Below are 12,440 nucleotides of genomic sequence, written 5' to 3'. Positions count from 1 at the left end.
TTACTCCCCTGCCATTGCAGCCAGCCTGTTGTCCCCGGTGGGCGCGGCAGGCTGTGCGATGATCTCGTCTTCGATTGGATAGAGCGCGCGGATTTCCTTCAGGGCGTCATAGACCTGCCCGTTGGAAACGAGTTCCTCGACATGCTTGAGGCCGGCGCGAATGCGTTCATTGGTGAAGCTGTCGAGCAGGCGCGGCAGAAGCTGATTGAAGAGCCGGCGCGCATCATCGGCGTTTTCCGGCGTGATCAGCATGATCTGTACCGTGAAATAGACCTGGCGCAGCGGCGTGCGCGCATCCTCTGCCTGCAGAACGTGGTTCTCGAGCAGGAACTGGACATTGTTCAGGAACTCGAGCGTCACCTTGCGGTCGGTCTTGATGACCGCGCCGTTGACGTAGATCTTCTCATTCGCCTTCAGGGATATTTTCAGTGTGCTCATTGCTGGATGCCGTCGCGAATGATCTGCGACACCTCTATGAGGCCGTCCAGGTTCTGGGAACGCCCCTGACGGACTTCTTCACCTTCGCGTAGAAGCCATAAGCCGATGGAGATGAGATTGGCTCTCAACTCATTGGGCAGTTCGTTGTCCGGGCTGCCGAGATCGTCGATGAAGGCGGTCCAGACGCGCATCATGAAGTGAATGGCCTCGACAGCCTCCTGCGAGTTCAGGCCCTTCTCGCGCGCCCTCTGAAGAAGCTCGATCGATCGGCTCAGAACCTGCTCCTCCCTGTCCCGGGCGTCGGCAAGCGAGTCTGTCTGAACTTCGCTGTAGGAAAACTGGTACATGTGCTTCCCGTTCGTTTGGTTCCGGCTGTCGGTTAACGCAGATAGTTGAGCAGGCTGAGCTGCTGCAGGCGGGCGGTCAGTGCATAGGATGCGTCAAGCTGTGCGCGCAGGTCGTTGACCCGTGTCGCGGCTTCATAAGGGTCGATGCCCTCGCTGTCCTTGATGAGTGTCTTGAAGAGATCCACCTGCGCGGAAACCCGCGCGCTGGCGTCTGACACGCGGTTCTCCACGACGCCGGCATGCGCCTGCGCATTGGCGATGTCGGCAATGGCCTCGCCGACCATGGTGAGCGATCTTTCGTAGAGAACGTTGCGGGCTTCTTCGCCAAGCGGTCCGTTGAGGAGGTCGGAGATGGTGGCGGCTGCCATGGCGAGCTTGCGGATGCCGTTCTCATTGGCCGTCAGCGAGGTCTCGGCCATCTCGTTCATCGCGATGTGGCTTGTGATCTTCTGGTTCGATGCGCTGGACCAGTTGGTTTCCCAGCCCGCGCCGGTGAACTGCGGCTCCACATAATTGGTGATGAAGTCGTCCATGTCGGCCGCGCTGATGGTGGCGGCTGCCGGATCGTCGCGGGTGAAGCCGAACTTGGCCATGAAGGCGGCGTCGAAGGCGGTCTTTGCCGGCGAGCCTGCATCGTGGAAATCGGTCAGCGGCTTCACATCGGTGTTGATGCCCGCGAACAGATATTCGCCGTTCAGATTGGTGTTGAGCACGCCGGTCAGCGTTTTAAGAACACGCTCCGCCTCGGCCTGCGAAACGGCGACCTGATCGATGTCGGATTTTGCTGCGGTCAGCGAGGCGAGCAGGCTCTGGCCCATGTCGCCGATCTGCGACATGGCGTTCTGCGTTGCCGAAAGCCGGTTGGCGGCGAGCGCGTTTGCGTCGATCAGGCCTTTCAGCCGGTCGATGTTGCGGTCCATGGAGAGATTGCGGCCGGCATGCGCGCCAAGGGCGATGCCCACATCGGAGTGACGGCCGGTCTGCGACTCCTTCAGGCTCTCGGCCAGCTCCGACTGCATGCGCATCGTCTGATAGCGCAGCGTCTGCGACATGGCGAGCGATGAGATGAAGGAGGTTTTCATGTGCTCTCTCTCTACCGGGTGGCCTGCATCAGGGTTTTGAGCATTTCGTCGATCACCGAGATGAGACGCGCGGACGCTTCATAGGCGTTTTCCAGGTCCAGCAGCAGCGCCATCTCATTGTCGACATTGACGCCGGTTGCATTGGATAAGGCCGTCGCCGAGCGCACGGCGAGCGCCTGTTTGCCTTCAGCTCCGCTCGCCGCCTGCTTGCGGGTGGCTTCCAGCCAGCTCACGGAATCGAACGAGAAGGCCGTGACGCTGCGGGTCGTATCGAGCCCGGCCAGCGGGTCGAAGGTCATCGGCTCGTCAAGCCGCTGGGAATAGCTGAGGAGCAGATCCGAATAGGATGCAGCACCCGTGGTGTTGTGCAGATAGACCGCGCCATTTGCGCCGCCGTCGCGCAAGAGCGACGGGTCGCCGCCGGCATTCTTGTCGAAGGCGGCATTGACGCGGATTGCGCCCGCCAGACCGTCGATCAGTGTGCCAGCCGGCGGAATGCCGGGGCCGCCTGCCCAGTTGAAGAGACCGGCCATGTCCGGCTGTATGCCGCTCGGATCGGTTTCGGCGAAGGCGGTGATGAGGCCGCGCGCGACTTCGTCGAGCTGGCGCTGCATCTGAAGGGCGGTCTGGTCGCGCAGCTGCAGGGCTGCCGCGATGGAGCCCTTGGCGTCGGTGTTGCCGCCGCTGCCCGGCACCAGCGGAACACCGTCCACATAGACCGCATTGCCGGTCGTGCCGGGGCCATAGGCCGTGTTCGGCGTGAAGGTGACGGGACGCGGGACCGTCTCGAACATCGTCGCGCCGTCTGCGGTGACGATGACCATGTCGTTGGCCGCACGCGTCGTGGTGGAAATTGCCACATATTCGGAGATTTTCTTCAGGAGCGCGTCGCGGCGGTCCAGCGCGTCGGAGATGTCGCGGCCAGCGCGGGTGCCGTTGACGATCTCGGTGTTGACCGTTTCGAACTCGCCCAGAAGGTAATTGAGGTCGTCGACCGCGGTGACGATGTCGCGGTCGGCGTCGGCGCGGAATGTCTGGACGCTATTGGCGCCGTCATTCAGCGAGCGCACGACCTGATGCGCGGCCTGTACCGCGCTTTCGGCGAGCGTGGCGTTGGAAGGCGTTGCCGCGTAGAGCTGCATCGCCTCCTGCAATTTGCTGATGGCGGTGGCCGGCGCATTGGCGTCGTCCACGCCATTGACTGTCAGGCGCATCGTGTCGAGCCCGCCGGACATGGCTTTCTGCCCCTGCCATGCGGAGATGGCAAAGAGGTTCTGCCGGAACAGGACCTCGTCGGCTGCCCGCCGGATCTGGGCGATGCGCGCGCCGGGGACCATGCTGGTCAACAGCGCGCTGCGATGTGCGTAATCGGGGTTGCTGGCTTCTGAAACGTTGCGTGAGACGACGGAAGTCCGGCGCGAGGTGTTGAAGAGCGCGGTCTGTGCGATGCTAAGTGCGGATGTCAGTGACATTTATATTCTTCCACTTCCCCGTTCCAGAAATCGACGCTTATCGCTTCAGGTTGACCAGCAGTTCCATCAGCTCCGAGCCGGTCTGGAACGACTTGGAGTTGGCGGTGTAGTTGCGCTGCGCCTCGATCATGTCGGTAAGCTCCTGGGCGATGTCGACATTGGAGCTTTCGACCGCGCCGGAGACAACCTTGCCGAGATTGCCCGAGCCGGAGAAGCCGAGCTGTACGCCGCCCGAATCCGCGCTTTCGGAGAACACGTTGCCGGTGATCACGTTGAGCTGGTCGGGGCTCTGCACATTGGCGAGCGGGATGCGGTAGAGGGCGCGCATGGAGCCGTCCGCATACTGGGCGAAGATGGTGCCGTCCTCGGCGATCTCCACGCTGTCGATGGCGTAGGGCGCGCTGCCGTCGACTTCGCCGGTCACCGAGAAACCGGTGTCGAGCTGGGTCATGTCGGACAGGTCGATGGTCAGCGCATCGCCGCCGGGCACCGTCAGCGAAATGTCTGTCGGGCTGCCGCCGGCCAGCTTGCCGTTTGTCGGATCGAAGGTGAGCGTTGTCGTTGCAAGCGGCGGATTGGCATAGGGGAACGACGTGTTGGGTGCTGCATCCGCCCGGTCGTAGACCGTCATCTCCCAGGTGTCGGGGCCGGTCTTGGTCATGTAGACGTCGAGCAGCTGCTTGCCGCCGAGATTGTCATAGGCGACCAGCGAGCTCTTGTGGGTGTACTGCGCCGTCGCGGCGTTGGCGGAGGGGAGATCGGCTGCTGCAACCGCAGTCGAGCTTGCCGGCAGGTTGGCTGCGAGCTTGCCGTTGCGCGAGGGCGTTGCGACGAGTTCCGACTGGGCGATGGTGACTGCTTCAAGGCCGGCATAGCCGTTTGCGGTGACTGCGGGCGTGCCGTTGGCGTAGCTGTAGCCCATCAGCTTGTAACCGGCGGCGTTGACCAGTTCGCCCTGGGCATTTGGAACGAAGGAGCCGGCGCGGGTCAGGAAGGGCTGTCCGTTGGTGCCCTGAACGACGAAGAAGCCGCCGCCCTCAATGGCGAGGTCGGTGCCCGACGTCGTGTACTGAAGCGGACCGGACTTGGAAATCTCATAGCGGATCGACGTGGTGACGCCGCCCGAATTGTAGGACCCGCCGGACGATGGCAGGACGAGCGAGGAGAATTCAGCCTTCGCGCGCTTGTACCCATTGGTGCTGGAATTGGCGATGTTGTCGGCAACGGTGGACAACCGGTTGGATTGTGCCGCCATGCCGGAAACGCCGGTACGCATCATGCCGTAAAGGCCCATCGGAAGTCTCCTCGTAGTCTACGCCGATTGCAATCACGGTAGGGGATGTGACTTGCGTGAAACTGGTGGTGGCGCGTTTTGAGGAAGAAAACTGGCGGATTATCCGTCCGCCAGCCTGTAACCGAGGTACCGCTTGGAATCGATGGGATCGAAGCCGAGCTTCTGGCGCAGTTTCTTGCGCAGCTTGCTGATGTGGCTTTCCACGACGTTCTCTTCGACATCTTCGTCGAAAATGCCGTAGATGGCGTTGAAGATCTGGGTCTTGGTCACGCGGCGTGTCGGGTTGCCGGCCAGATATTCCAGAATGCGGCGCTCACGGCGCGGCAGGGGAAGGGGCTCGCCGGACACTTCCGGGTCGCGCCCGTCGAAATAGATGCGCATGGCGCCGATTTCGGTGAAGGTTGCCGTATCCTGCTGGGCGCGGCGGCGAATGGCCGTGATGCGCGCCAGGATTTCGCGGATGTGAACGGGCTTGCGCACGACATCATCGACGCCCCATTCAAACATGCGCAGCGTGTCATCAAGCGAATTGCGCTCGCTGAGCGCGATCAGCGGTGCTGCCGAACGTTCGCGGATGCGCTGGGCGCGGATGTCGCCTTCGTCGCACTGACCGAGAAGAAAAGCGCTGACGGCCTTCAACTCATCATCTGCAACGGTTTCGACCCATTCGCCGAATTCCTGCGGCGCGAAACCCGCGCTCGCCACCCCTTCTCGATTGAAAAGTGAGTGGTAACCTTCCGTCACCAGCTCACGCTCGTCTATCACCACAATCACCGGCCCGCCCTCCGAATCAACTAATGTGTCAAGTGGTAACTGGTCGGGCGAATCGCGCACAACTATGAATTCTCAGGAGTCAATAATGGGGAGTCCGGAGAGCGGTCCGGCTTCCGGAATTGCTGTCCAGTAGATTCAATTATGGGTTGCAGAAACTGCGTGCCTCTGGCGTCCACGCTCCGAAGCCGGTCGCGACCATGTTTGTGATGACGCGGCAGACATAGCGTTTCTGTGCCGGATCGTTATTCGGCCCGGCATGATAGCGGGCCACCGCCATTGACCAGGAACCGTGACGCTTCTTCAGCTGGACAAGGAAACGGGCTGCGTAATCGACATTCTGGCGAGGGTCGAGCATGGCGTTCAGATTCCTGAATTGATCGCCATGGTAGTGGTGGTTGATCTGCATGCAGCCCAGATCGATCAGCTTTCTGCCTTCCCTGCGCGCCTTCTCGAAGGTGCGGATCGCCTCACTGGTGCTACGGGCGAACACGGCCTTGCCTTCGATGTTGAGTGCGTGGGGCTGGAGGCTGCCCTTCACGCCGGTCTCGGTGAGGCCGACGGCGTAAAGAATGCCAGGCGGAACATGGTAGCGTTCGGCGGCGCGCAGGATTTCGCTTTCGCAGGCATTGGTCGCGGCCTGAGCGCCTGCGGTGAGAGCTGCGAGGCTAAATATAAAGGCCGTTATTCGCCGCATCGCCGCCATCCTGCGTCTGTCGTCCGTCACGGCCCGATTGCTCGCGTGAGGAGCGTTCGCCATTGCCTCCGCGCGAAAGGTCGCCATCGTTCTGACCGTTCATGGACTGGAAACTGCCATCGCGCGCGTTGCCGCCGGTGGCGGTGTTGCTCTGGCCTCCGGGTGCGGATTGCTGCACGGTCACGCGGTCGATGTCATAGCCGAGCGAGCGCAGCGCCTTGACGATGCTCTCGCTGTCGGTGCTGAGGCGATGGCGGGCTTCCGCGTTCTCCACCTGCAGGTCGACGGTCAGCTGATCGGCGACAATGCGCAGGCGCGCCGTGACAAGGCCAAGCTCTGCCGGCTGAAGCTGGATCTTCAGGGTCTGGACCATGCGGCCGGCTTCACCCTGCTGCGTGGTTTGCAGATGTGCGGCTTCACCGGCTGCGGCGCGCTGGGTGGCTGCAGCCTGTTCGCTGCTCGCTGCCGGTGCAGGCGCGCGCTGGATCGAGACAACGCGGATTTCGGGCTGGGGCTGCTGCTGTTGCTGCGGGCCATCGCGCAACAGCGTCTCGCCGCCGCCGCGCGTCTGGTTTTCGCCTCTGCCGGTCTGGACCGGCTGTTCTTCCGGCGTCCGGGAAACGGCCTTTTCGCCAAGTGCTGCATGGGCCTTTGCGGTTGCGCTGGCCGCTTCCGGCAGGGCGCGCGCGGGCTGGTTTAACGCGGATGCAGGAGCGGAGCGTTCGCGCGCACGGTCGCCTGCCTGTGGCGCGGGCTGTGCGGCGGCTGCCTGCGAAGCGCCTGCCGTCTGTGCTGCTGCTGCGGCATTTGCGGGCAGTTCGGGCTGTGCCGGGGTCGTTCCGCTTTTGCCGGCGGTGTTCGCCTGCTCCCCGGTGGTTTCTGCATCGGCATTCGCCGGGATGGCGGCATGGTCTGCTTTGGCTGGTGTGGCGGCTGTCGGCGGCGCGGCAGGCGTTTCGGTCGCCTGAGCCGGATTGGCCGGAAGGGCAGGGTCAGTAAGGGCAGGGTCGGCCGCACTGGCGTCGCCCTCTGCAGTCTCGGTTTCCTGCGTGTCCATCTGGTGGGGCAGGGTCCAGCGGATGGGACGCCATGCGCTGTCTTCGCCCGGCGTTTCCTCACCGGGCGCGGATTTGGTTTTCTTGGCCGCGCTTTCCTGCAGGGCTTCTTCGAACCCGGCTTCGTCAGCAGCGCCGTTGGCGCGCTTGTTCGGTGCTGAATCGAGTGCCTGTGCGGCAGCGGGCAGTCCGCGACTGATGGCAGCGTTCATTGACCGGTTTCCTTCTCAAGCAGCGCGTCGATGTCATCGAGCTTGCTGCGCATTTCCAGCATGTAGGCGTCGGCGGCTTCGTTGATCGGGTCGCCCGGGAATGCGGCCTCCACAGGCTCCTGCGGCGCGCTCTCCGGCTGCGTCTCCACGAGGTCCGGGATGAGATCGGCGTCGGGAATGATGTCCGGCAGAAGCGGGTCGTTCTGCGGCTCCGGTTGTACGGCGACGGGCGCCGCGGCAGGTGTGACGACGGGCACGGCGGCAGGTGCTGGCGTGGGTGCCGGCTCTTCGGACACGGCCGAGGTGTGGCGGGGCTCATCGAGAACCGCCTTGGCGATGGTTTTGGCTGCGTCCAGCAATTCACGGTCGGGGGCCGAGAGGCGTTCTGCGTCCAGACCGTTCAGAGCGTCGAGCACCTCGTCGACATTGTCGGAGGTGACCGACGCCATGTTGGCATAGAGAACGGCGCGCGGATCGCTCTCACCTTCAGTCGTCTGGCTATAGGACATGGCCTTCATGGCGGCGAAGGAGAGAAGCCGGTCGTAGCCCTCGATGGCGCTCTTGCGGGCGAGGCGCAGATAGACGATGCGCGCCTGCTCGTCGGACATCTGTGCGGTGACTTCATCGACCATGGTCGGGTCCACCGTGTCGTGCAGCTCCACCACGGCGGCCACGAACGTGTCGACGAACTGGGTCGCATAGGGCGAGCGCAGATAGCGCCGGACATATTGCTCGGATGCGCGCGAGAGGCGTTCGGTATCGTTAAGTGCTGCGGCCAGCGGAATGCTGCGGCGCAGGGCTGCCTCCTCGATGAGCGTGCCGGGGCTTAACAGCCTCGCCTGATCGAGCATCTTCACGGCGAACAGGGTATTGTCCCGCGCCGTGACCGTTGCGCTGACAAGCGCGACCGAGGGGCCGACTTCCGGCGGCAGCGTTTTCGGATCGAGCGTCTGCAATGTGGCGCGGGCCGATGCGTAGTCGCCAAGGGCGTAATGCACGATGGCCTGACCGAGTTCGGCCTTCTTGCCCTCAAGCGTGAGCCTGGAGAAAAGCAGTTCGAGCGTTTTCGGATTGCCGCCGCTCAGGCCGTAGATGAGCAGCGCCTGGAGGTTTCGCTCGTCTTCGAAATCCTCCGGCGTGGCATTTCTCATGCGGCCGTCGATGATGCCCAGAAGCTTCTGCTGCATGGGAAGTGCAGCGTGATCGCCATCGGCGATGCGGTCCTGCACGCGCTGGAGCGAGCGCACCATCTGATAGGGCTGCATGGACGCTGCCTGGGCGCTGTTGTCGAGAAACATGCCCGCCACCAGGACAGCGGCCAGTTTCGCAATCACTCTCATTGCGGCACTTCCAGCAGGATTTCGATGCGGCGATTGGCGGCCGCATAGGGGTCTTCGGGCACTTTCAGCTTGCGGTCGGCAAAGCCGGCGACCTGTTCGATGCGCTGCTCGTCGAGACCGCCGCGAACCAGCATGTAATAGGCTGCCTGCGCGCGGGCGCTGGAAAGACGCCAGTTGTCATAGGTTTCGCTGCGGAAGGGACGCCCATCCGTATGGCCGCGCACGCTGACATTGCCCGACTGATCGGAGAGGGTCTGGCCGATCTTGTCCATGGCGAGCACAAGATCGCGCTGCGGCACGGCGGAGCCGACCGGGAACATGCCGTTTTCCAGATCGTCGGTGATGGAGACAAGCACGCCTTCATCGGTGGCGACGACCGAGATAGAGCCTTCCAGAGGGCTGCCGGCAAACTGCTGTGCAAGCTGCTCGCGGATCTGGTCGGCGAGCTTCTGGCCGCGCTCGCCCGGCGTTTCTCCGGGTGCAGCGGTTTCAGCCTCGGCGGTCGCGTCTGCCTGTGGTGCGACGGGCGGCACGGCCTCGACCGGTTCGGCCTCTGCCATTTCTTCCGGCTTGAGGGGCTGGACGTCTGGAACGGGCGTCAGGGCGATGGCGTTGCCGTCGCCCTCCTTCGGCGCTTCGCGGGCGACGGTTGGAGGCGCATTCTTGCCATTCGTGGGCAGATCGACATCGCTGCCGGCCGCATTCTCGCGCACATCGTCGGGATCGCCCTGAACGCCGATGCCGGGACGGGCAACCTGCTGCGACCAGAAATCGGGCGCAAACGGGTCGCGGTAGGATTCACCACCCGACGCGCCCGATGACGGGCCTGCATTCTGCGCGCCGCCTTCGCCCTTGGTCGACACGTTCTGCATGGTGTCGGTGTTCGACGCGATCTCGGCCAGAACGGCATAGGGATCGGAGAAAAGGTTTTCGTCGGAGAGTTCGCGCGTGTCGGAGGTGCCGACGGCGCTTTCAAAGCTCATCGGGCCGGAGGTCTGGTCGTGATCCTGCGAGGGTGCGCCGGGCGCATCGACCTCGACATCCTCCGGTGCGGGATCAGCCGGATCGCCGTCCAGACTTTCCAGACCCTTGCTGTTGGTGCTCTGGTCGATCAGCTTGACGGGATTGAAATAGCTGGCAAGCGCGGTCTTGGTGTCGTCATCCGTAGCGTTGATGAGCCACATGACCAGGAAGAAGCACATCATGGCGGTCATGAAATCCGCAAAAGCGATCTTCCATGCACCGCCATGATGGCCCTCGTCCTCGCCGCCGCCGCCACGGCGAACGATGATGATCTCGGATGCCCGATCCTCGTTCTCGGCCAAACTCATGAGATCAATCCTGCCAGTGTTTCCGACCACTCGGTGAGCCGCGTTTCAAACAGCTCTTCATCGATTGTGACGCTTATGTCGAAGCCCGGCGCTTCGGCGAAATCCACGTGGCTGGCCTTTTCGCCGAGCCCGGCTTTCAGCGCCTCCCAGAGCGCCGGCGAGCCGCTGACGCGAATGCGCAGCGCTTCACGATCATCGATGGCGCTGCGCACGACGCGCTCCAGCTCGGCGATGGAGCGTTTTTGCAGATCCTCGGTGAGAACCGAACCAAGCATGCGCGCGGTTGCCTGCGTGGCGAGCTCGACCACCTGATTTTCCAGAACGGTGAAGTGCTGGGTGATGGTCTGGCCGGCAGCCTCGCCAAGCTGGGCGCGCAGTGCGTCCAGCTCGTCGGCATGGCGCTGGCGCTCCTGCTCCATGGCCTCGGCATGTTCACGCGAAAGACGCTCCGCCAGTGCAATCTGTGCGGCCGCAATGAGTTCGTCCGTCTGGGTCTGGAGCGGGCGGACGGGATCTGTCGCTGCGGCCGGCTGCTCGTCCGGTTGGGAGAGCGGGTTGAAACCGTGATCCGCTGCATGGTCGCCGGGAGGAGGCGGCGGCGTTGGCGCGCCGAAATCCGGCAGAACGTCGAACAGCGAGAGGGCGGGGGGCATCAGCTCGCCTCCGCCTCAACGCGTGCCCACTTGCGCAGAATGTGCGCGGTGCGCTCCTCATTGAGGTCGACCATGCGGGCCAGACGCTCCTGCGGTGCGGGACGGATTTTCAGGCGATGCGTGCCATATGTGTCGTCTTCCTCGAACTCGGTCTCCGAGTAGCCGCCATCGGTGAGGCGGGCCTGCTCTTCTTCCGGGTTGGGCAGCGAACGCTGCATCTCTTCATCGGCAGGCCCCTGTGCGATTGCCGGGCGCATCAGGTTTGCGCCGAGCGGCTTCAGGCCGAACCAGGTGACGAGGAAGGCGACCAGAATGAAGGCGGCTGCATTGATGAGTGTGCCGGTGTGCTGGCCGACGGCGTCGATGATGCCGGGTTCGGCGACCGGTACGCCATCCAGACCATCGATGAACTCGACGGAGGAAACGTTGATCACGTCGCCGCGCGTTTCATTGAAGCCGGTCGCCGAAGCGACGACTTTCTGGATGTCGGCGATGCGCGCATTGATCTGGTCAGGGGTCGCGTTCGGCCCGAGAATGTCCATGATGCGCGCCTGATTGACCACGACGGCGATGGACATCTTGTCGACGCTGTAGCCGTTGCTGGTGGTGGCGATGCGCTTGGTGTTCAGCTCGTAATTGGTGGTTTCCTCGCGGCGCTCGCTCTCCTCGGACGATTTCGGTCCGGCACTTGCGGCGGCCTCGTCTTCGGGCAGGTTCTGGGCGACGGAGGTGGGCTGGATCGCTGTTTCGCGGTTGGCGCTGTCGCTGGAGCGCACCACCTGAACCGAGCGCTCGACGCGGGAATCGGGATCGAAGATGACTTCTTCGATCTGGCGCGCGTCCGTGTTGACGTCGGCCTTCACGCTGGCGCGGAAATTGTCCGGTCCGAGATAGGGGGAGAGCGCGCGGCGGATGTTCTGTTCGATCTGGTTTTCCACGGTGCGTTCAACGCCGATGGAGCGCTGTGCGGTGCTGTTTGACAGATCGTCGCCGGAAGCGAGCAGCGTGCCGGTGGAATCGAGAATGGTTACCTTTTCCGCGTCGAGCCCCGGCACGGCGGCGGCCACCAGATAGCGGATCGAGGATGCCGCGTTGGTGGCGTCGAGGCTGGAAGCGCGGATGACGACGGATGCGGAGGGCTGGCGTTCTTCGGTGCGGAACGTGCCGCGCTCCTGCATGACGATGTGGACGCGGGCGGCCTTGATGCCGGTCAGTGACTGGATGGTGCGGGCGATTTCTCCCTCCAGCGCGCGCACTCGCGTGACCTGCTGCATGAAGGTGGTCAGGCCAAGCGAGCCGACATTGTCAAAAAGTTCGTAACCGGCATTGGTGCTGCTGGGCAGGCCTTTTTCGGCGAGGAGCATGCGCGCCTGCGCGGTCTTGCCGGCGGGAACCAGAACAGCGGTGCCGTCCGACACCACGTCGAAGCCGATACCGGCTTCGCCAAGCACCAGACCGATCTGGTTCACGTCGGACCGGTCGAGCCCGACATAGAGCGTTTCGTAGGCGGGTTTGTTGAGATAGGCCGCGCCTGCGACAACGACGGCCATGACCAGCGCCAGCATGCCGCCCAGAAGGGCGAGCCGGCGGGGGCCGAGGCTTTTCAGGTTAGCGACAACGGTCTGAATCTGCTCAGGCAACGCCCAATGCTCCCATACGAATTCTGATGGGAGAGTAGACGCCGAAGCTTGTGCGAAAATGAAATGGGGCCGTTTCGCGGCCCCATTGGAAAGAATACCGGGATGTGC

Annotated in this window: 12 protein-coding genes; all 12 read right to left on the bottom strand. The window is 63.4% G+C overall.

Translation table 11 applies throughout. The features are described 5' to 3' along the window. Positions 1-438 (bottom strand): flagellar biosynthesis repressor FlbT, encoded by a 438-nt coding sequence (gene flbT / locus DEJ54_RS00805; RefSeq protein WP_113152891.1) that lies wholly within the window; start codon positions 436-438, stop codon positions 1-3. After that, the gene (gene flaF / locus DEJ54_RS00800; RefSeq protein ID WP_113152890.1) at positions 435-785 is read right to left on the bottom strand and encodes a flagellar biosynthesis regulator FlaF; all 351 of its coding nucleotides are present in this window, start codon (positions 783-785) and stop codon (positions 435-437) included. The genes flbT and flaF overlap by 4 nt, the downstream gene beginning before the upstream one ends. 32 nt (positions 786-817) lie before the next feature. Next, on the bottom strand, positions 818-1,867 hold the full coding sequence (locus DEJ54_RS00795; protein WP_113152889.1) for a flagellar hook-associated family protein: 1,050 nt from the start codon (positions 1,865-1,867) through the stop codon (positions 818-820). Between the two features lie 11 nt (positions 1,868-1,878). Further along, positions 1,879-3,339 carry a flagellar hook-associated protein FlgK gene (flgK, locus tag DEJ54_RS00790; RefSeq protein ID WP_113152888.1) on the bottom strand — a complete coding sequence of 487 codons (1,461 nt, stop codon included), beginning with the start codon at positions 3,337-3,339 and terminating at the stop codon, positions 1,879-1,881. 37 nt (positions 3,340-3,376) lie between these two features. Continuing rightward, positions 3,377-4,633 (bottom strand): flagellar hook protein FlgE, encoded by a 1,257-nt coding sequence (locus DEJ54_RS00785; RefSeq protein ID WP_113152887.1) that lies wholly within the window; start codon positions 4,631-4,633, stop codon positions 3,377-3,379. Between the two features lie 99 nt (positions 4,634-4,732). Beyond that, positions 4,733-5,407, bottom strand: a complete 675-nt coding sequence (locus DEJ54_RS00780; protein ID WP_113152886.1) for a response regulator transcription factor — start codon at positions 5,405-5,407, stop codon at positions 4,733-4,735. 139 nt (positions 5,408-5,546) lie between these two features. Continuing rightward, complete coding sequence (locus tag DEJ54_RS00775) at positions 5,547-6,101, bottom strand: transglycosylase SLT domain-containing protein (RefSeq protein WP_113152885.1); 555 nt, start codon at positions 6,099-6,101, stop codon at positions 5,547-5,549. Further along, positions 6,073-7,368 (bottom strand): flagellar hook-length control protein FliK, encoded by a 1,296-nt coding sequence (locus DEJ54_RS00770; protein WP_113152884.1) that lies wholly within the window; start codon positions 7,366-7,368, stop codon positions 6,073-6,075. Before DEJ54_RS00770 ends, DEJ54_RS00775 begins: the two co-directional genes overlap by 29 nt. Next, the gene (locus tag DEJ54_RS00765; protein ID WP_113152883.1) at positions 7,365-8,708 is read right to left on the bottom strand and encodes a chemotaxis protein; all 1,344 of its coding nucleotides are present in this window, start codon (positions 8,706-8,708) and stop codon (positions 7,365-7,367) included. The genes DEJ54_RS00770 and DEJ54_RS00765 overlap by 4 nt, the downstream gene beginning before the upstream one ends. Next, entirely contained in the window at positions 8,705-10,039 is a 1,335-nt protein-coding gene (locus tag DEJ54_RS00760; RefSeq protein WP_113152882.1) for a MotB family protein, read from the bottom strand. The genes DEJ54_RS00765 and DEJ54_RS00760 overlap by 4 nt, the downstream gene beginning before the upstream one ends. Continuing rightward, on the bottom strand, positions 10,036-10,692 hold the full coding sequence (locus tag DEJ54_RS00755) for a hypothetical protein (RefSeq protein ID WP_113152881.1): 657 nt from the start codon (positions 10,690-10,692) through the stop codon (positions 10,036-10,038). Before DEJ54_RS00755 ends, DEJ54_RS00760 begins: the two co-directional genes overlap by 4 nt. Then, on the bottom strand, positions 10,692-12,332 hold the full coding sequence (fliF, locus tag DEJ54_RS00750) for a flagellar basal-body MS-ring/collar protein FliF (RefSeq protein WP_113152880.1): 1,641 nt from the start codon (positions 12,330-12,332) through the stop codon (positions 10,692-10,694). Before fliF ends, DEJ54_RS00755 begins: the two co-directional genes overlap by 1 nt. Positions 12,333-12,440: the final 108 nt, after the last annotated feature.

The organism is Nitratireductor sp. OM-1, assembly GCF_003296175.1.
Taxonomy (GTDB): domain Bacteria; phylum Pseudomonadota; class Alphaproteobacteria; order Rhizobiales; family Rhizobiaceae; genus Nitratireductor; species Nitratireductor aquimarinus.
This window is presented reverse-complemented; position numbering and strand designations above follow the sequence as displayed.

Coding starts and splice junctions, on each gene's coding strand:
- flbT (WP_113152891.1), bottom strand. CDS start 438: ATGAGCACACTGAAAATATCCCTGAAGGCGAATGAGAAGATCTACGTC.
- flaF (WP_113152890.1), bottom strand. CDS start 785: ATGTACCAGTTTTCCTACAGCGAAGTTCAGACAGACTCGCTTGCCGAC.
- DEJ54_RS00795 (WP_113152889.1), bottom strand. CDS start 1,867: ATGAAAACCTCCTTCATCTCATCGCTCGCCATGTCGCAGACGCTGCGC.
- flgK (WP_113152888.1), bottom strand. CDS start 3,339: ATGTCACTGACATCCGCACTTAGCATCGCACAGACCGCGCTCTTCAAC.
- DEJ54_RS00785 (WP_113152887.1), bottom strand. CDS start 4,633: ATGGGCCTTTACGGCATGATGCGTACCGGCGTTTCCGGCATGGCGGCA.
- DEJ54_RS00775 (WP_113152885.1), bottom strand. CDS start 6,101: ATGCGGCGAATAACGGCCTTTATATTTAGCCTCGCAGCTCTCACCGCA.
- DEJ54_RS00770 (WP_113152884.1), bottom strand. CDS start 7,368: ATGAACGCTGCCATCAGTCGCGGACTGCCCGCTGCCGCACAGGCACTC.
- DEJ54_RS00765 (WP_113152883.1), bottom strand. CDS start 8,708: ATGAGAGTGATTGCGAAACTGGCCGCTGTCCTGGTGGCGGGCATGTTT.
- DEJ54_RS00760 (WP_113152882.1), bottom strand. CDS start 10,039: ATGAGTTTGGCCGAGAACGAGGATCGGGCATCCGAGATCATCATCGTT.
- DEJ54_RS00755 (WP_113152881.1), bottom strand. CDS start 10,692: ATGCCCCCCGCCCTCTCGCTGTTCGACGTTCTGCCGGATTTCGGCGCG.